A 17,746-nucleotide genomic window follows, 5' to 3' on the forward strand; every position below is an offset into this window, starting at 1 on the left:
GCCCGCGGCGGCGCGTGCGGGGGGCGTCTCGCGGGCGGGGACCTTCGCACGGCACCGCCCGCGGCACCCGCGCGACGCCAGGGACCTTCGCACGGCACCGCCCGCGGCACCCGCGCGACGCCAGGGGCCTCCGCCCGCGGCACCACGCGCGCCGCCCGCGCGACGCGCGAGAAGCCCTACCCGTCCAGCTCGTGCAGCATGTCCAAAAGCTCCTGACGCTTGTGGATGTCCAGCTTCGTGTAAATGTGCTTGGCGTGGGTGCGCACCGTGTTCTCGCTGATGACCAAGCGTTCGGCAATAGTCGCCATGCTGTTTCCGCGCGCGATAAGCTCGGTCACCTCGGTCTCGCGCATGGACAGGCCGTAGCGCTCCTGCAGCTGCAAGCACTGCTTCGACGTGCGGTCCCGTATGGCACCCGCATCTTCGGAGGCCGAAGGACGATTGCGACGCTTCTTGGATGACGCGCCCTTGCGCGACGACGGATCGGCGTCCTGGGTAGGTCCATCGACACCGGCGATCGCCTTGCGGGCAGCGCGCCCCGACGCCTGGGAAATGCCCAGAGGCAGGAACTCGATAGGATCCGCCGTCACGGTCCCCTTAGAAGCAATCGACTTGAACAGCGTGCCCGTTGCCGCAAGCAGGGTAAGACCCAGCACGTAGCTTGACGCCATCGCCACGATGAACAGCCACTCGCGCCCGTCCACGGACACGAAATCGCTCACCCAGCCTAGCAAGAATCCCACGCTTTGCATAATGTAGGCAACACCGCCAAAGAACCCGTAAATGAACACGGGGTTGATACCGCGGTCGCGCGAAACCTGCGCGCACTGCATCATCATAAGCATCTGAACAAGCGAGAACACCATATACGTAAAGCCCGCGAACAGGTTCAGGTATATCGGACCCAAAAACGGCAGCAGCAAAAACCCCGTGATAATAACGGGATACACCACGCGAAACACCGACGTAAGGCCGAAGCGAAAGCTCATGCGATACCACAGCACCAACAGCACCGCCGCCGAGACGAACGAGCCCAGCATGGACGCGCTGTTCACCACCGCGGCAATCTCTTCGTGCAGAAGCGCAATGCCGCGAATGACGCCGCTGGCTAAAGCAAGCGATCCTACGCACAGGGCGCTTCGCCAATAATCGGATATGGCCTGACGGTACACGCGCGGGTGCTGACGCGGAACGTCCTCGAACATCGGCTGGTCAACGCGCATCTCGCGCACCGAAAGGGCAATGCACAAACCGCACAGCGGAACGAACACGAGCGGAATCAAAAAGGCCGTTAACGCAATAGGAACCAAATACAGTGCGAAATAGATGAACGGGGCTATGGCCGTGCCCGCGATCAAGCGCAAGTTGCCCCGCTCCGCCGGCAACGACGCGAAATAACGCTGCCACAACATGAACATGCCCGCACAGCCGACGCCCAGCAAAACGCCGCCGCCGGCCACCAGCACAAGGGTGGCCACGGTAGCGTACATGGCGCCGATGAGGCACGCCGAGCCGCCAAACACCAAAAGCGCGCTCAAAGAAACCAGCATGCGACGGGCGCCGCCGGGAACGTAATAGGAACCGAACATGCTGGCAACGAAGGCTCCGCCGAACGCCAAAGCCTGCGCCAGGAAAAAGGTCAGCGTGACTTCTGCCGTTTGAAACTCAAGCGGCAGAAACGGAAAGACGCCTCCCCAAATAGACGTCGCGTTCACCGTCAAAAAGCACGCATAGCCCCAACTGGACACGTGCGTCCGCGCCGTCGATTGCGTCATGTAGCTGCCACCCCCTCCGGTACCATACTGCAAAGCATGGTAGCATACGAGCGTCGTCTCGCAAGAAGGCACCTTGGCGATTTTTGCGGTATGGTTATATCGCGACCTGGGGTTTTACCCTTAAATCACATGACGAGTGTGATTCTTCTTCCGCCGGTTTCCGGTACTTTTGACCACGGCGAGAGGAACAACCATAGTCAGAGGAGGGAACTATGACCGTACACGAATCGACGCTATCGCGCCGCACGTTCGTCAAAAGGTCGCTCGCGGGCGTCGCGCTCGCAGGAGCTGCCGGGTCCGCGCTCTACGGCTGCGCACCCAAGGCCGAGGAAACCGCGAAAGACGGCGCCGCCGCGACAAGCGACCAGATCGCTTGGAGCCAGTGCAACGTGAACTGCGGCGGCAACTGCGTCTTCCAGTGGCATTCCCGCGACGGCAAGATCGTCTACATGGAATCCGACAACACGGGCGACGCCGACCTGCAAGCGCGCGCTTGCCTGCGCGGCCGCTCCATGCGCCGCTGGATCAACAGCCCTGACCGCCTGCTGTATCCCATGAAGCGCGTTGGCAAGCGCGGGGAAGGCAAGTTCGAGCAGATTTCCTGGGACGAGGCCATCGACACCATTGCAAGCGAGCTCAAGCGCGTCATCGACACGTACGGCAACGAAGCCATCTACGTGAACTACGCCACCGGCATGTACTCGACCACCGGGCGCAACCCCAGCAAGCGCCTGCTCAGTCTGCTAGGCGGCTTCATCAACCAGGGCTACGATTACTCCACGCACATGATGTCGGCCGTCATGCCGTACATGTTCGGCAGCGACAAGGAGAAGGGCAGCGTTTACAGCCCGTACGACAACGTGAACGCCTCCTCGTTCTCCGAGGCCGAGCGCGCATCCGACCTGGTGGTCATGTTCGGAAACAGCCCCGCCGAAACCCGCATGGGCGGCGCGAACGCCGTGTGGGACTTCGCCAAGGTGCGCGAAGCCGTCAACGGCCGCGGCGGCAAGATCATCAACATCGACTACCGCCTGAACGAGTCTGCATCGGGCCATCCGGACGAGTGGCTGCCCATCCGCCCCGGCACCGACGCTGCGCTGTGCTCCGCCATCGCGCACGAGTGGATTGCCAACGGCCAGGTGAACAAGGAGTTCCTGGACAAATACTGCGTCGGTTACGACGAGGACACCATGCCCGAGTCCGCCAAGGGCCAGAACAAGTCCTACAAGGACTACATCATGGGTACCGGCTACGACATGGTTGAGAAGACCCCCGAGTGGGCCGCCCCCATCACGCAGATCTCGGCGGACAAGATCCGCGAGCTGGCCGCTGCCATCGCCGCCGCCAAGGCTCCGTTCATCTGCCAGGGCTGGGGATCGCAGCGCCACACCAACGGCGAGGACACGGCCCGCGCCATCAGCATGCTGCCTATCCTGATCGGCCAGCTGGGCCTACCGGGCACCAACACGGGCCAGCGCGAGGCCGAGCCGCCCACGTACTTGGTCGGCTCCCTGCCGTTCAAGAACCCCATCAAGACCGCCATCCCCGTGTACCAGTGGGTGAACGCCGTCGACCACGGCAAGGACATGACCGCCACCAATGCGGGAATCATCGGCGCCGACAAGCTGGGCAGCGACATCAAGTTCCTGTGGAACTACGCCGGCAACTGCATCACCAACCAGCACGGCGACATCAACTACACGCACGAAGTGCTGCAGGACGAAAGCAAGCTGGAATTCATCTTGGTATGGGACACGGTGATGACCGACTCCGCCAAGTACGCAGACATCCTGCTGCCCGACGCCATGCGCTCCGAGCAGTTGAACATGCAGACGCAGGGCTATTCCGAGTACTACACGGCCGTCGTGGTGGGCGGACCGGCCCAGGAGGCCCCGGGCGAGTGCCGCACCAGCTACGACGTGTGCGCGGACATCGCCGACAAATTCGGCAAGAAGGACGAGTACACCGAAGGCCGCACGCAGGAGGAATGGATACAGCACCTGTACGAAGAGGGCGCCAAGGCCGACGGCAAGATGCCCACGTGGGACGAGATCAAGGCGCAGGGCATTTACAAGCGCGCGCTCGAGCCGTCCATCGGACTGAAGGACTTCCGCGACGATCCGGCGAAAAACCCGCTGGGCACGCCTTCCGGAAAGATCGAGATCTACTCCGAGCAGCTGGCGACCATCGCCGCTACGTGGGAGCTCAAAGAGGACGAGGTCATCAACCCCATCCCCGTATTCACGCCTGGCTTCCAGGGATACGGATCCGTCACCGACGAGTACCCGCTGTACTGCTCGGGATTCCATCACAAGAGCCGCACGCACTCCTCGTTCGGGTTCATCCCCGAGCTTGAAGCCGTGGCCCGTCAACAGCTGTGGATCAACCCGATGGACGCCGATCCGCGCGGCATCAAAGACGGCGACAAGGTGGCCGTGAAGAGCCCGGCAGGCGAGATCCGCATCGAAGCCAAGGTGACGCCGCGTATCGTGCCCGGCACCATCGGCATTCCGCAGGGCGCTTGGCACAAGGCCAACATGAGCGGTGACCGCGTGGACGAAGGCGCATGCGTCAATACGCTGACCACGTACAAGCCCACGCCGCTGGCAAAGGGCAACGGCCCCGCGCACTCCATCATCGCTCAAGTCACCAAGGCATAAAGGGGGGAAGACGACATGACTCAGTATGGATTTTACTTCGATAGCACGCGCTGCACGGGTTGCCGCACCTGCGAAATGGCGTGCAAGGACTACAAGGATCTGCCCGTCAACATAGCGTACCGCCGCGTATACGACTACGAAGGCGGCTCCTGGACGGACGCGGGCGACGGCACGTTCACCTCCGACACGTACGCATACCACGTGTCGCTGGGCTGCCAGCATTGCGAAAAGCCCGCTTGCATGGCGAAGTGCCCGCAGGGCGCCATCGTGAAAGACCCCGAAAACGGCTTGGTGCATATCGACGACGAGAAGTGCACCGGCGTGGGGGCCTGCGTGGAGACGTGCCCTTACAACGTGCCCATCGTCAACAAGGAGATCGGCCGCGGCGTAAAGTGCGACGGCTGCGCCGACCGCGTGGCCGAGGGCAAGAGCCCCATCTGCGTGGAGGCATGCCCGCTGCGCGCGCTTGAGTTCGGCGACATTGAAGAGCTGCGCGCGAAGCACCAGGGCACCGTGGCCGGCATTGCGCCCATGCCCTCGCCCGACACGACGAACCCCTCTATCGCCATTCTGCCTTGCCCGGCGGCGAAAGAGCCCGGCGACAAGACCGGCGCCATCGCCAACGAAAAGGAAGTAACGCTGGCATAGACCGACGAACCAAGCACCCCTCCCCGGCCGGCGCGCTGCACTCAAGCAGCGCGCCGGCTTACCGTTATAATAGGCCCAGACGAGAGGGAGCCGACAACCAGCCGGCCGTACGGGAAGCGATGCCATGCCACGGGGATTTTTCTTCGACAACACAAGATGCACGGGATGCAGAACCTGCGTCCTTGCGTGCAAGGACTACCACGACCATGGCTCCGAGCTGGCATTTCGCATGGTTCTTGACTACGAAGGCGGCGGCTGGACGCGCACCAACGACAGCACGCTTTACCAAGATGCCTACGCATATCACATCTCCATCGCCTGCAACCACTGCAACAGCCCGGTATGCACACAGGTATGCCCCACCGGCGCCATGCACAAAGACGATCTGGATTTGGTGTGGCCGGACGTACGCAAGTGCATCGGATGCGGCTACTGCACCATGGCCTGCCCCTACCATGCCCCCCGCATCGATCAAGAGCTGAAGCGATCGAGCAAGTGCGACGGATGCCGCACGCGCGTCGCGAACGAGCAGGCCCCCATCTGCGTGGAAGCATGCCCCGTGCGCGCGCTCGACTTCGCAGCGGCGGGCACGCTGGCCGAGCGGTACCCCACCGCGGTACGCTCCATCATGCCGCTTCCTTCCGAGGATGCGACCGACCCCAACCTGTTCATACTCCCGTCGCCCGCCGCCGAGCGCGCGACGGACGGCGGCGGACGCATCGCCAACCGCCAAGAAGCGAGCATCGCATGAACAGCGGATTCGATTCGTTCTCGCTCGCTTTGTTCACCTCGCTTGCTCCGGCAGGCGTCGTGGCGTTCATCGTACTGGCTTGCGCGCGACTGGGCGTCCGCAACCACGAAGCCGCCGTGCGCATCGATCGCGTGATCGCGCTTCCGTTCTCCGTGGCGTTGATCGGGTTCATCGCTTCGGCAACGCACCTGGGAACGCCGGCAAACGCGCTGCACGTGTTTTTCGGCATCGGAAGATCGCCGCTGTCGAACGAAGTGCTCTCGGCTGTGGCGTTTTTGTTTCTTGTGGGATCGTACTGGATGACGGCGTTCAAGCAGCGCTTTCCCGATGCCGTGGCAAAGCCGTGGCTCGTGCTTTCGTGCATCGCGGGCATCGTGCTGATCGCGGCAACGTCCACCGCGTATTCCGTGCACACGGTTCCCACCTGGGACACGCCGTACTCGCCGGCGAACCTGGTTCTTTCCGCCCTGCTGGCTGGGCCCGTGCTGGGAATGCTGTTCCTGGAAATGGCCCACGCACGGCCCTTCGGCCTGGAAATCGGCTTGTTCGCTGCGGCCTGCCTGGCTTTGATCGCCGGTACTGCGGTACTGATCATGCACGATGCCAGCCTATCGCTTATAGCGAACAACGAAATTGCCGCCACTTCCCTGGCTCCACGATATCCGGCGGCTATAGCAACCCACCTTGTGCTTGGCGTTGCGGGCGTAGCGGCCGCCGGCTTCTCGCTTCGCCGCGGGCAGGCGGAACGTCTCACGTTCATTTTGCGCATTGCGGCAAGCGTCCTGGTGCTGGCCGCCGTGCTTGTCACGCGCATCGTTTTCTACAACCTACACATGACGGTAGGGTTTTAGAAAACGGAGGGCGTCGGCAACGCCAAAGCATCGCCGACGCCCGCTTAGGCAGAGCCGGTCGAGTCTAGTGCCCGCCGCCCGCCATCATCTTGGCCGCATGCGGAAGAGCGGCCGCGATGCCGTCCCAATTCTCGCGAGCTGCCTTTTCGCTGCCAGGCAGATTGATCACCAAATGACGGCCCCGCTGCATGCACAGCGCGCGGGACAGCATCGCATACGGCGTGATGGCCAAGCTGTGCGCGCGCATAGCTTCGGCAATGCCCGGAACATTGCGCTCGCACACGTCCATCGTGGCCTCCGGCGTCACATCGCGCAAAGAAAGGCCGCTTCCGCCGCAGGTCAAAACGATGTCAGCATCAAGCTCGTCGCACGCATGCACGATGGCGGCCGAAATGTCCGCACGCTCGTCCTTCACCACGACGTGGCTTTTGCACTCCCAGCCGTTATCGGCGATGAGCGCTTCGAGGGCCGCGCCGGCCGTGTCTTGCTTCAAGCTGCGCGTATCGGAGCACGTGATAATAGCGAAGGTGATGTTTCGATCCATGGTAAACCTTTCTCACCGGTTGGCGTAGTCAGTCAGCGAGAGGGGCTGGGGTGCGCCGAATTCGCGGGATCGCGGAGGCGAAGCGTACCTTGGGTACGCGAGCTTCCGGGATCCCGCGAATTCGGTGTGCACCGGTCCCTCGCAGCGTCGAGCCGTTCCGCCGTTCGGCAGAACGGCGGAACCTTACAGGCAAACTTCCTCGTTGACGTCCAGCAGAATGCACCTGACCAGCGAGCCTTCCGTACGCCCCTCCAGGCCCTCGGGCAGCACGACCATGCAGTTGCTTTTCTGAAGGGGGCCGAACAAACCGGAGCTCTGGTTGCGAGCAGGCTCGACCACGTACTCCCCCGATTCGTTCTTGGACAGGGTGGAACGCAAGAAGATGCGACGAGGGTCGCGCTTTTTGGCGTCGCGCGCCAACTTGGCCATCACGGACGGGCGCTCGAAGCACGTATAGCCCTGCATTTTGCGCAGTGCGGGACGGATGAGCATCTCGAAGCCCACGTAAGCAGCCGCCGGATTCCCCGGCAGGCCGAACACGGGCGTGCCGTTCACCACGCCGAACGTCTGCGCTTTTCCCGGGCGCATGTTCACCGTGGTCATCAACAGGTCGCCTAGTTCTTCCACCACCGGCTTGATGAAATCGAAGTCGCCATTCGACGCGCCGCCGCTGGTCACCACGAAATCGAAGTCGCGCACCGCCGCGTTGATCGCCGCCGCCAAAGCCTCCTGCGTGTCTTCGACGATGGGCAGTACAACGGGCTTTGCACCAGCCGCGCGCGCCGAGGCGGCCAAGGCGTAGCTGTTCGAGTTGCGAATCTTGCCCGCTGCGGGGACCTCCGAAGGATCGACCAGCTCGGACCCGATGGAGATGATGGCCACGCGAGGACGCTGATGCACCGGCGCCTCAACCACGCCGCATCCCGCAAGAAAGCCTACGCCAGCAGGGTTGATAACCTCGCCGCGCTCAACCACCACCTCGTTGGCTTTAGCCTCCTCGCCCGCTTCGCGCACGTTCGAGCGCACAGCGGTCGGTGCCGTGAAGGCAACCCGGCTGCTTGGCTTGCCATCGCCCGTAACCACCTTCACGATCTCGTACTTCACCACGGAGTCCACCGCATCGGGGATGGGGGCGCCAGTCATGATGCGCACGCACTGCCCATCCCGAATGGGACCGTCGAACGTGTCGCCCGCCGCCACTTCGGCGATGACGTCAAGCTCCATCGGAGATTCCGGGCTCGCATCGACAAGTTCGGCGGCCCGAACCGCGAAGCCGTCCATAGCAGAATGCGCGAACGGGGAAATGTCGATGTCGCTTTTCAAATTAGCTGCGGCAACCCGCCCGGCGGCGTCCAAAACAGGCACCGTTTCGGCCGGCAACGTCTCAACATGGGAAAGAACCAGATCACGAGCTTCTTCGACCGAAACCATTTCAAGCATGAGCATCCTCCCTACCAGGCGAGTCGAGCTTGCACGCGCAACCCCTCGCGCACAAGCTCGGCGCAACCGCTTATTCACTAACGCATATTATAGCGCTTAGAGGATATAGAAAAGCGGCGCGATTCCGGTTCGATGACCAATCTTTAAGCAATTGCAATCGACAGTCCGACCCCTACTCGACATGCGCGCACGACAAAGGCCGCCCCGAAGGACGGCCCTTGCAACCACAACGGCGTCTTCAATCATCCGGTCAACGCCGATGGACCATCTGTTTTTATCCGTCAGCGCAAACGTCGCCGCTTCGCACGAATCCCTGCTCGTATCGGTGGCGGCATACGCTCCCGCCCCTATCGCAAACAGCAAAATGCTCACGATCATCGACAAAAAAAGAATTAATTGGAACGAATCCACCGTAGCTATGCACCCTTGAAAACGCATCTACGAACACGTTGCAAACTACCTGATGCACCAGAGTGCCCATTCGGCTCGGCCGTCTATCGCACAAGAATGCAAAACCTATCATGATCAGGGATGTTGCAAGAGAAGCCTGTCCCATGGCGATGCCGAACGTTCGGGACACGCTCTGCCGCAACACGACAAGCGCGACATTTCCGAAACCCGCTTCGATGGCAAGCGCGATGCCATACGCCGAAATGACAGATCCCGCCACCAAAAGCACAAGGCGCCTGGCCAGGTAAGGCCCGTCGCCAAAAAGCGCGAACCTCATCCCGTGTCTTGGCCGGGCGCCTCCCTTCAGCGAGATCGTACGCAGCTGCGGCACAGCACCGCCTGAACCAAACTTCAGTTCATACGGGTCTTCGCAAACGCAGCCAAAGCCCCCTCAAAACATTCGATCGGCGGATGCACGATGCCTGCACCCACTTGACCCACGCCCGGAACTCGATGGGCAATGCCCGTGTTGATAACCGGGAGCACGCCACTCTCCAGCACCTTCAACACATCAATACCCGTCGCCGTTCCCTTAAAATCAAGCGACGGTAACGAGAAGCCAGGATTTTCAGCCACGGTGATGTCCCCCATGCTCTCGGTGTAGCGTATCGCGTCGCCAACGGATCCTCCAACGAATTTAACGATGGCTGGAGACGCGCCCATGGCAAATCCGCCAATCCCCATTGTTTCGGTGATGGCGCTGTCCCCTAGATCAGGATTGGCATCCTCGGCTGAAAAACCAGGAAACAGCAAGCCCTCTACCATTTGGGCGGGCGCCGTAAACCAAGCGTTCCCCAAACCGCTTACCTTGATACCGAATTCCACACCATTGCGAGCCATGGCCGTAACCACGGTGGAATGCTCGATGCCCATCGCCGCATCGAGCGAGCACTTGCACGAAGGCATCGACAGGTTGAGAAAGTAATGCTCGTTCGCCACGATGAACCGCAGTACTCGTTGAGCCACGCCAACAGGCACGCCGCAATCCATCAACACGGGCGCCAGCTCCTTAATCAGTAGACTGGTAGCAGCCTTGTTTCGATTATGGCACTCATCGCCCATCTGCACGGCCTGCGCGATAATTGCCTTGGTGTCTATGCCGCCGAGCGCTTGGACGGCAGCGTCCATCACGGGAGCGAACTCCTTTTCTATCCAAGAAAGACGATCCAGCACCGAAGCGTCGAACGCCCCGAAACGCAGAACCTTTCCCAATCCTTCGTTGACCGTGCAATAAGCCTTCGTTCCGTATGGTTCGTTTTCTATGATATGAACAGGCATCGAAGGGGATATGATGCCTGCCATAGGCCCCACGGCATTGTGCTCATGGCATGGAGAGAACGTTATGACGCCGCTTGCCGCCAACCCGCGCGCTTCGTCCTCGGTTGCACACCGGCCTTCGTACAGGAGCGCGCCCACGATGGCGCCTTGCATAGTGCCGCACATGTCCCGCCATGCAATGGGTGGGCCGGCATGCAAGATGGTATCGTTTGTCATACCGGGAATCACATCGAGCGCGCGCGCAAGACCCACCAGTCTCGTCTGAGACGACATGATTCGGCGCACGGCTTCCTCATTCGCAGCCTGCACGGCATCGTCGTCCATCAGCTCATCGAGCACCTCGAGCAACGACGCATCCATAGCAGGAGGCTGCCATGCCAGCTGAATGACCGATTGCCCCTGCAGCTTGAGGTCTTCCGCAAAGTTGGGAGCCCCAATGTTCACAAATTTCAGAGCGGTGCCGAACAGATCATTGATTGCGTTCATGGTGTCACCTTCCGTTTACAGTACTTCGGCGGCCAGGAGCGATGCAGCCTTATTGCTGTCAGCGACCAATACGCCTTCTTGCTCGAGCAGCGCGCATTGGGCTGCCAGGTCCTGCTTGTCAGAGGCGGTTCCGCATACGTAACCGATGAAGAGCAGCTCGCGCCCTTGCGCCGCAGCAACCGCACGTGCCTCGCGAATAGCAGAAATGGTTTTGCCCACCGGATCTTCGTGCGAACCGAACCCCAGCTCGAAATCCAGAAGAATGACGCCCACGCTTGGATCGTGCGCTTGCTCGACGATCTTGTCGTTGCGCAGCGAAGGCTCGATCATGGGATGAGGCCGCCCGTTCGTGAACTCGTCATCGCCCATGTCCAGCAGCACGTTGCCCACGCACCCATCCGACCCATGCATCTCCTCGCCGGGCCGATGGGATACGTTGCTTTTCAGCGAGCCCAGGCGCGAGCGCAAGATAGACACGGACTCGGCGCACAAAGTGCCGCCGCAAAAGAAACCTCGAGCGAATTTCTGGTCGGGCAGGAAGCGCCCTTCCACGCGCGAGGCCATCGCATTCGCCCACGCATCCGGTTCACCAAAATCTTCTCTGGAAGCAACGTTTCCGTTGGCCAGCGCCACCGCCAAGACGGCTGTGTCGTACAAGTTGTCGCACAAATGGATATGCGGTGCGACGGCAAGACCCGTGTCGCCCTCGAGAAAGCATGCAACCACCGGACAATCCACCGTCTCCAGCAGATCAAGGATCTTCAACATCACAGTTTTCGCGGGAGGCTTCGATACGAGCACGATCACCTTCGTATCGCCATCTGTATCAAGCGCCTTGATGCCCTCGAGCATCATGATGCCGCCTACGGCTTCACTCAAGTCGCGCCCACCAGTGCCGACAGCTTGAGAAACGCCGCCTCCCATGCGATCGACCTGCACCATGACCTCCTGCAACCCCGTGCCCGACGCAGCAACAAGACCGATCGACCCGCGACGGACGCTGTTAGAGAAGCATAGGCCCACACCATTGAGGGCCGCCGTTCCGCAATCGGGACCCATAACAAGCAGTCCGCGAGCGGCTGCGTACTTTTTCAAGCGAAGTTCATCTTCAACAGGCACGTTGTCGCTGAACATCATGACATGGAGCCCCTGCCGCAACGCCAGCATGGCCTCTCGAGCCGCATACCGACCCGGGACCGATATGACGGCGATGTCACCCATGCCCTTTGCAGCCACTTGGCGCACCGTTCGATACTCCTCGACCTGCTCTTGCTTGGAAGCATCGTTTTTTCTGTTTAGCTTCTCGCGCACCGACGCAACGGCCTGCTCGCACTCCTCTTCAGTTTCGGCCATCACGGCAATGATGAAATCATTCGAACCGGCAGCCCGGACTTCCTCGGTGGCAAGCCCAACGTTCTCGAGTATCTCCTTGTTCAGCTCGGTAGCCATGGCTACAACAGCTTGTTCCACCCTGCCTTGTCCCTTGATCTCACTGCCAATGGACATCAGGGTCACCGAATCGAAGTACGAATTCTTCTGAACGATTGTTACGCAATGCATTATCGCGTCCTTTCCTCAGTTTTAATGGTTGGATACAAACTCCCAGAGCGCGCTTGCGGCTCCGGAGGCAAAATCGGCTCCAGATGTATGGCCGATTGCAAGAAGCTCGGAAAGAGCTGGACGCATATCCTGCGCATCCCGGAGCAAGGCGTTCACCAAGCGCAAGTGAGGCAAAGCAGAGCGAAAGGCGCATTCGCATATGAGCATCTGGCGGCTTACCGCCGTCGTAGCCTGCAGCACTCCCGGCTCCAGCAAATCCTTTACGATACGTGCGCGAACGGCCGCAGCATCGGGATGATCGATACTGCCAAGCATGCACAAGAATCCATCGATATAATCATCGCCCGAAGGAGTCAAGCCGATACCCGCTCCCACCAATCCTCGAACGGCCCCACCAACGGCGTCTCCTTGCATCGCCGTGCGCAGCAGGCGCATCGCCCGCCATTCGACACAGGCGGTCATCGGGTCCATCTGCCTGCTCTCCTTGAATCGACGGATGCGGTACCCTGCAAGACAGCCGCAATCGAAATCCCAAGAAACCAGATGCTCATCGAATGCACTTAGACCCGCAATCGCCTTTTCGCTGCTCCAAGGAAGAGCCGAACATCGCACGTCCGAAATCTCGCATGCCGAAAAACCAACCCGCAGCGAAGGAGCAAGCACAAGGTCGCCCCGCTCCCATACCGCCGTACATCCAGCAACAATCGGATGCGAGCGGAACGAGAATCCATCTTCCACTGTTGCAGTGCACGGAGCCGCATAGCTGCGATGGGAAACCAGAGAGTACACGCTGGACCCAAGCAGGAAGTTCACCGCATGGTCGAACACCTGCATCGTTTCAAGAGGCGTTCGGCTTTCCATGGCCTTTCGAAACTCCTCGTCGCACGCATGCGCTTGCAGCGTGAGCATGAACGCCCCCAACCGTACCCTTATGCGAAGAAGAACGAAACCGCGATCAGCAGGACAAGCATGCCAACCATGTACTTCATGTTGTTCTTCACGATATCCATTATGCTCTTGTCAAATCCATTCGAAAGCGCAACGACATTGATCTGAACAGGGCTGATTTGGGTTCCCAAGCCGGTAGCCAACGCAATAAGGCCCATGGCGATAGGAGAAAACCCCATAAGCGCCATGGTAGGCAGAATCAGCGTGAGCACACCGGCGCAATACGCGCCCGAAGGTATGGCGATCAAGAAACCGATGATCATAGCCACCGGAAGCATAATGAACGTCGGCACCGCGCTCGCAATAGAAGCAATATTGGAAAATGCGCCAATCTGCTCCATAAGGTTGATGAATCCCAAGAAGATGCCTACCGAGAACATGGTCGTCAGAATGAACTGAGATCCGTCGATAAGCGCATTGCAGGTTCCCTCGATGTCGAGCGGCGTGCACATGACGATGAGAATGCAGACGACGCATACAGTGACGGCGGGAACGATAACATGCGAGCCCACCAAGCCGTTGACCCAACCGCCAAGAACCACCATAAGCAGCAACACGATAACGGGAATGGATTGCACGAACAGCTTCGCATTGCTGACGGATTCCTCCACAACCCCCTCAGATGCCTTAGCCGCGCGATCGGCCACCATGGTGCCGCGACGGTACACCCCATAGAAGGCAAGGGCGGCTGCCAGCAACACCAACACGATAGTGAACGGCGTCATGATATTGGCGAACTCGACTACATCAATCCCAATATTCTCAGCCGTGACCACGCCCTGCGCGCCCGCAGGGGAGGTGATGAAGCACACGGCGCCCGCAATAGCCATGCCCGCAACCACTTCAGGGACCGCGCCGATGGCGGCAAACACCAGAGGTGCGATAACCATGGTATTCCCTGCAGACAAACCGGCCATGTACGTAGCGCAAGCCTGCACGACAACCAACACGGCGGCGAGCACGGCAAACTTACCCTTTAGCAGTTTTTCGCAGAGATTGACCAGCGATTTAAAGCAACCGCCTTTGCCGGCCATAGCCGCTGCCGCAGCGTACAGAATGGGCGCGACATTGCCGAACATGGTTCCCAGACCCTTGGTCATGGCACCGCCCAAATCGCCGAAGGAAATCCCGCCGATTATCATAGCGGCGACGCCCCCGACAAGGCCCGCGAACAGCATGTGCTTTTTCATGACCAGAAGCACGATGATGACAGCGAGCGGAACAAGACTCAAGACAAATTGCATCTTCCCATCCTCTCTCTGGAATGGTTATGAGGTGCAGACTTCGGTTTTAGAAGGAGCCCCATGCCCATCTGATCGGGGCATGGGGCATTCGACTATCGTTCAACGATGACGGCAATCGGGCCGCCGCCGTCCGGACCCTGATGCTCGGCACCGCCCGATACGTAGATCATCGGATCCCCTACAGCAGCAGCTATCACACCGCCTACGGCACCGCGCGCATGACGCGTATGGTTTATATCGGAATCAGTATGCATAGTATTGCGACGACCGCGAACATAACCTGTCGAGTCGGCCTCTGCCTTCGCAAGCGCATTGACGATCTTTGCCTTCTGCTGCGCCGTAGGCAGCCCATCGAGCTCCATGCCGGCATTCTCGATGGCCTCCAACACAGCCTCGAGGTCAATGGCGTCCTTCATGACGCTGTGCCCAATGGTATAGGCGCTATCGTATTCGACAGAATTGCCCATCAAGATGATTTCACAATTCAGCAGTTCAACACCAGCCGACGTCGATGCCACTTTCGAGTACAGCGACCAATCGCTGCAAATGGCATCGCCGGTGACGGACCCCTCGGCAGCCTCCCCAAGCGCAAGCGCGACGCCCAATGCAGAAGCTCCGCGGTTGTATCCCATAGATTCGTATGTGTCATGAACTACAACATCATGACCACGTTCCTGCGCATCAAGAATCCGCTCAGACGTAAGCAACGGACATTTTATCTGCACAAAATGCACGTCTTCTGCAGACGTGATGCCAGCCTGCTCCATAAGCTCCAGCGTCACGCGCTTGCATTCCTCCACCACCGCCATGGTTCCCTGCTCTTCAGGTAGAAACTCTCGAGTGAAGCCAGAGCTTGCGGCCAGCGTCTTTGCAGACGTAGGCTCGCCCTCCGCCTCGATACGGCAGAATACGGAAGCATGAGGAGCTAACACGCCTTCAGTGCCACCGGACATCACGAAAGCGACCTTCTTCGCAATATCCTCTTCAGACCAGCCGGTTTCCTTAGCAATGAGCAATTTGAACGCGATGGTCGAAAGACCTCGCGTGAAGTCGTTCACGCAACCGTTGCCTTCGGTTTTACCGAGCACGGCAATAATCGTTTTCGGATCCACGACGCCTTCGTCTATAAGGCTCTTCAAGCCACGTGTGTCATCAGGACTGGACATTTCGATCTTGTGAACATCGATCTTTTTCATACAGCATCCTCCTGGTTGAAGTGACTGGGCAGAACCATTGGCCAATGGGCTTATCCCTATGCACCCATTGTATGGACGCGATTTTTACCTGTCATTGTCGTTCGTCACCAAAGGATCGCGATGATCATTGTCAATTCGAACCAACACCTATGAAAGGACCGGCTATACGGAACTACTCCATATCCTCAAGCGCACGAAGCCACACCCAACAATCGTGAGCGACCACCACTTCCGCAAAATCGCGGCCAGGCTTCAACCCAACCCCCAACTGCTCGATCTTGCTCACGCGATACCGTACGGTGTTGTAATGAATGAACGATCGCTCTGCCACGCGTTTGTAGTTCAGGTCCCCTTCTATCAGAAGTCCGAGCGTCTCCATGAGATCGGTGCCGTTTTTATGATCGTAATCAATAAGCACCCCTATCTTGTCGCGAACAAACTGCTTCAGCGTGTCAACGTTGCTTACGTTTTCGATAATAGAGAACACCCGATGCTTGGAGTACGTGTCGACGAATGACTGCTTGTTCAGAGCCCCTCCCGTTTTAAGCACGCTCATAGCCTGCGCGTACGCCATATCGAGCGCCTGAATATGGTCGCATGAGTCTGATATTCCCACTCCTATCTTCACGCTTTTGGCACGAGCCAACGCAATAAGATCGGGCATGATGCTCCGGAACAAAGCCACTAATCGATCCTCGTCGGCAACGCCTCCCAGCACCACGATGGCGTCATTGAAATACACCAGGTACACCCGCTGGATCAAACGATCCCCCAGCTTAGCGTACCATTCATCGAAAAGACCGGTGTTGATCGCCCTGTCATAGAACTCCTTGCGGGCAATTTCATCCTCCGTGAATGCCTTCAAGCAAATGACCGGCTGCGGGAACACAAGGGACATGCCGAACGCCTTCGTCTTATTCTCGATCTCGATAGGTGACTTCACTTTGCCCTGCAACAGGTCTCGAATGAACACATCGCGAAAGTTCTTCTGATTCTTAAACACCGCATCCGTTTTAAGAAACAGCGCTGCAAGCAAAATAGCAGACTGCTCCACAGCTATATCGATGCTGATGCGGTCATTCGAATCGGCTGGATAGCCTAAAACGTAAACATACCCGAATCGATGCTTGCCGGCGACAATAGGATACAAGCTGTGGTCGATCAATAATTTGCGTCTGCGCTCCAGCATACTCCGAGGATCAACCCGATCGGCAAGCGCGCCCTCTTCGAAAAGCTGGCCGGCAGCCGACGCGGCGCACATGATCTTCATGTCCTTGTCCAGCACGCAGACATCCCTTTCCACAAGCACGCCCAAGCGCTCTACGAGCGCCTGCACATCCGAATCGTTCAGTAAAAGCTCAGCCAGCACATTGTGCACATGGCTGCGGAATTGAAGCTGCGCGATGTATTCGTTCAACGATAGGGAAAGTATCTGGTTGGCCATGTTTGAAAGATTGGCGTCAGGCGGCAGTTCGAGCACGGGGACTCCCAGCTCATCAGCCTGCTGAAGCATACGTTCCGGTATTTTCCCAATATAGCGCAAGGGCTTTATACACACGCCGGCCACGCCGCACTCGTATACCCGGGCTATGAAGTCATCCATGCGCTCGGCATCGTCGGCAATGGGAAACAGCGTGGTCAGCAGAAGCGTATCCCGTTCCAAATAAGGGAACACGTCGGGAACCTCCATAAGGGATGCCCCTACAACGGTGTTCGACAAGCCGCTTTCCCCTGCGACAACCTTAGCGCCCTCGAAACTTTCAAGACCAAACATATCCCTGACTGTTTTGTGCATGAAGCCCCCTTTGCCATCGCACACGGAAGCGCACTATTTATCCTAGTGGAAAGACATGATTTTCTGCTGCCAAATTACCATCGGGGTCTTTGGCAACAACTGACAAAGACCCCGATGCAT

13 protein-coding genes are annotated in these 17,746 nt (G+C 59.2%); 4 read left to right on the forward strand and 9 right to left on the reverse strand.

The window, feature by feature from the left end; translation table 11 throughout:
* Positions 1-176 precede the first annotated feature (176 nt).
* Entirely contained in the window at positions 177-1,775 is a 1,599-nt protein-coding gene (locus ACTQZK_RS10780) for a LuxR C-terminal-related transcriptional regulator (RefSeq protein ID WP_216529384.1), read from the reverse strand.
* 212 nt (positions 1,776-1,987) lie between these two features.
* Here ACTQZK_RS10780 and ACTQZK_RS10785 point away from each other — a divergent pair, with 212 nt between their 5' ends.
* The 4 genes from ACTQZK_RS10785 to ACTQZK_RS10800 all read left to right on the forward strand — a co-directional run bounded on the left by ACTQZK_RS10785 (position 1,988) and on the right by ACTQZK_RS10800 (position 6,685).
* Positions 1,988-4,435 (forward strand): DMSO/selenate family reductase complex A subunit, encoded by a 2,448-nt coding sequence (locus ACTQZK_RS10785; protein WP_441899645.1) that lies wholly within the window; start codon positions 1,988-1,990, stop codon positions 4,433-4,435.
* A gap of 15 nt (positions 4,436-4,450) precedes the next feature.
* Complete coding sequence (locus ACTQZK_RS10790; protein WP_114567389.1) at positions 4,451-5,083, forward strand: DMSO/selenate family reductase complex B subunit; 633 nt, start codon at positions 4,451-4,453, stop codon at positions 5,081-5,083.
* 124 nt (positions 5,084-5,207) lie between these two features.
* Entirely contained in the window at positions 5,208-5,834 is a 627-nt protein-coding gene (locus ACTQZK_RS10795; RefSeq protein WP_216529382.1) for a 4Fe-4S dicluster domain-containing protein, read from the forward strand.
* On the forward strand, positions 5,831-6,685 hold the full coding sequence (locus tag ACTQZK_RS10800; RefSeq protein ID WP_114567391.1) for a dimethyl sulfoxide reductase anchor subunit family protein: 855 nt from the start codon (positions 5,831-5,833) through the stop codon (positions 6,683-6,685). Before ACTQZK_RS10795 ends, ACTQZK_RS10800 begins: the two co-directional genes overlap by 4 nt.
* Positions 6,686-6,749: 64 nt before the next feature.
* On the opposite strand, the gene ACTQZK_RS10805 is transcribed toward ACTQZK_RS10800, so the two are convergent.
* The 8 genes from ACTQZK_RS10805 to ACTQZK_RS10840 form a co-directional block, all read right to left on the reverse strand.
* Positions 6,750-7,229, reverse strand: coding sequence for a MogA/MoaB family molybdenum cofactor biosynthesis protein (locus ACTQZK_RS10805; protein ID WP_114567392.1), 480 nt, complete (start codon positions 7,227-7,229; stop codon positions 6,750-6,752).
* Between the two features lie 183 nt (positions 7,230-7,412).
* A complete protein-coding gene (locus tag ACTQZK_RS10810) occupies positions 7,413-8,669 on the reverse strand; it encodes a molybdopterin molybdotransferase MoeA (protein WP_225749766.1) in 1,257 nt (418 codons plus the stop codon).
* A gap of 801 nt (positions 8,670-9,470) precedes the next feature.
* On the reverse strand, positions 9,471-10,883 hold the full coding sequence (locus ACTQZK_RS10815) for a DUF1116 domain-containing protein (RefSeq protein WP_216529379.1): 1,413 nt from the start codon (positions 10,881-10,883) through the stop codon (positions 9,471-9,473).
* A 15-nt stretch (positions 10,884-10,898) separates the two neighbouring features.
* Positions 10,899-12,443: an acyl-CoA synthetase FdrA gene (fdrA, locus tag ACTQZK_RS10820; protein ID WP_441899646.1), complete on the reverse strand. Its 1,545-nt coding sequence runs from the start codon at positions 12,441-12,443 to the stop codon at positions 10,899-10,901.
* 21 nt (positions 12,444-12,464) lie between these two features.
* The gene (locus ACTQZK_RS10825; protein ID WP_216529377.1) at positions 12,465-13,352 is read right to left on the reverse strand and encodes a DUF2877 domain-containing protein; all 888 of its coding nucleotides are present in this window, start codon (positions 13,350-13,352) and stop codon (positions 12,465-12,467) included.
* Between the two features lie 20 nt (positions 13,353-13,372).
* Positions 13,373-14,635 carry a hypothetical protein gene (locus ACTQZK_RS10830; RefSeq protein WP_441899647.1) on the reverse strand — a complete coding sequence of 421 codons (1,263 nt, stop codon included), beginning with the start codon at positions 14,633-14,635 and terminating at the stop codon, positions 13,373-13,375.
* Positions 14,636-14,727: 92 nt separating this feature from the next.
* Complete coding sequence (locus tag ACTQZK_RS10835; RefSeq protein ID WP_216529375.1) at positions 14,728-15,831, reverse strand: ring-opening amidohydrolase; 1,104 nt, start codon at positions 15,829-15,831, stop codon at positions 14,728-14,730.
* A gap of 172 nt (positions 15,832-16,003) precedes the next feature.
* The gene (locus tag ACTQZK_RS10840) at positions 16,004-17,626 is read right to left on the reverse strand and encodes a PucR family transcriptional regulator (RefSeq protein WP_441899648.1); all 1,623 of its coding nucleotides are present in this window, start codon (positions 17,624-17,626) and stop codon (positions 16,004-16,006) included.
* Positions 17,627-17,746: the final 120 nt, after the last annotated feature.

It is taken from the genome of Paraeggerthella sp. LCP19S3_G8 (assembly GCF_052119225.1).
Classification (GTDB): Bacteria; Actinomycetota; Coriobacteriia; order Coriobacteriales; family Eggerthellaceae; genus Paraeggerthella; species Paraeggerthella hominis.

Bases quoted from the DNA above. Each gene is read 5' to 3' on its own strand.
- ACTQZK_RS10810 (WP_225749766.1), bottom strand. From the start codon at position 8,669: ATGCTTGAAATGGTTTCGGTCGAAGAAGCTCGTGATCTGGTTCTTTCC.
- ACTQZK_RS10830 (WP_441899647.1), bottom strand. From the start codon at position 14,635: ATGCAATTTGTCTTGAGTCTTGTTCCGCTCGCTGTCATCATCGTGCTT.
- ACTQZK_RS10790 (WP_114567389.1), top strand. From the start codon at position 4,451: ATGACTCAGTATGGATTTTACTTCGATAGCACGCGCTGCACGGGTTGC.
- ACTQZK_RS10815 (WP_216529379.1), bottom strand. From the start codon at position 10,883: ATGAACGCAATCAATGATCTGTTCGGCACCGCTCTGAAATTTGTGAAC.
- ACTQZK_RS10785 (WP_441899645.1), top strand. From the start codon at position 1,988: ATGACCGTACACGAATCGACGCTATCGCGCCGCACGTTCGTCAAAAGG.
- fdrA (WP_441899646.1), bottom strand. From the start codon at position 12,443: ATGCATTGCGTAACAATCGTTCAGAAGAATTCGTACTTCGATTCGGTG.
- ACTQZK_RS10805 (WP_114567392.1), bottom strand. From the start codon at position 7,229: ATGGATCGAAACATCACCTTCGCTATTATCACGTGCTCCGATACGCGC.
- ACTQZK_RS10835 (WP_216529375.1), bottom strand. From the start codon at position 15,831: ATGAAAAAGATCGATGTTCACAAGATCGAAATGTCCAGTCCTGATGAC.
- ACTQZK_RS10800 (WP_114567391.1), top strand. From the start codon at position 5,831: ATGAACAGCGGATTCGATTCGTTCTCGCTCGCTTTGTTCACCTCGCTT.
- ACTQZK_RS10795 (WP_216529382.1), top strand. From the start codon at position 5,208: ATGCCACGGGGATTTTTCTTCGACAACACAAGATGCACGGGATGCAGA.
- ACTQZK_RS10825 (WP_216529377.1), bottom strand. From the start codon at position 13,352: ATGCTCACGCTGCAAGCGCATGCGTGCGACGAGGAGTTTCGAAAGGCC.
- ACTQZK_RS10780 (WP_216529384.1), bottom strand. From the start codon at position 1,775: ATGACGCAATCGACGGCGCGGACGCACGTGTCCAGTTGGGGCTATGCG.
- ACTQZK_RS10840 (WP_441899648.1), bottom strand. From the start codon at position 17,626: ATGCACAAAACAGTCAGGGATATGTTTGGTCTTGAAAGTTTCGAGGGC.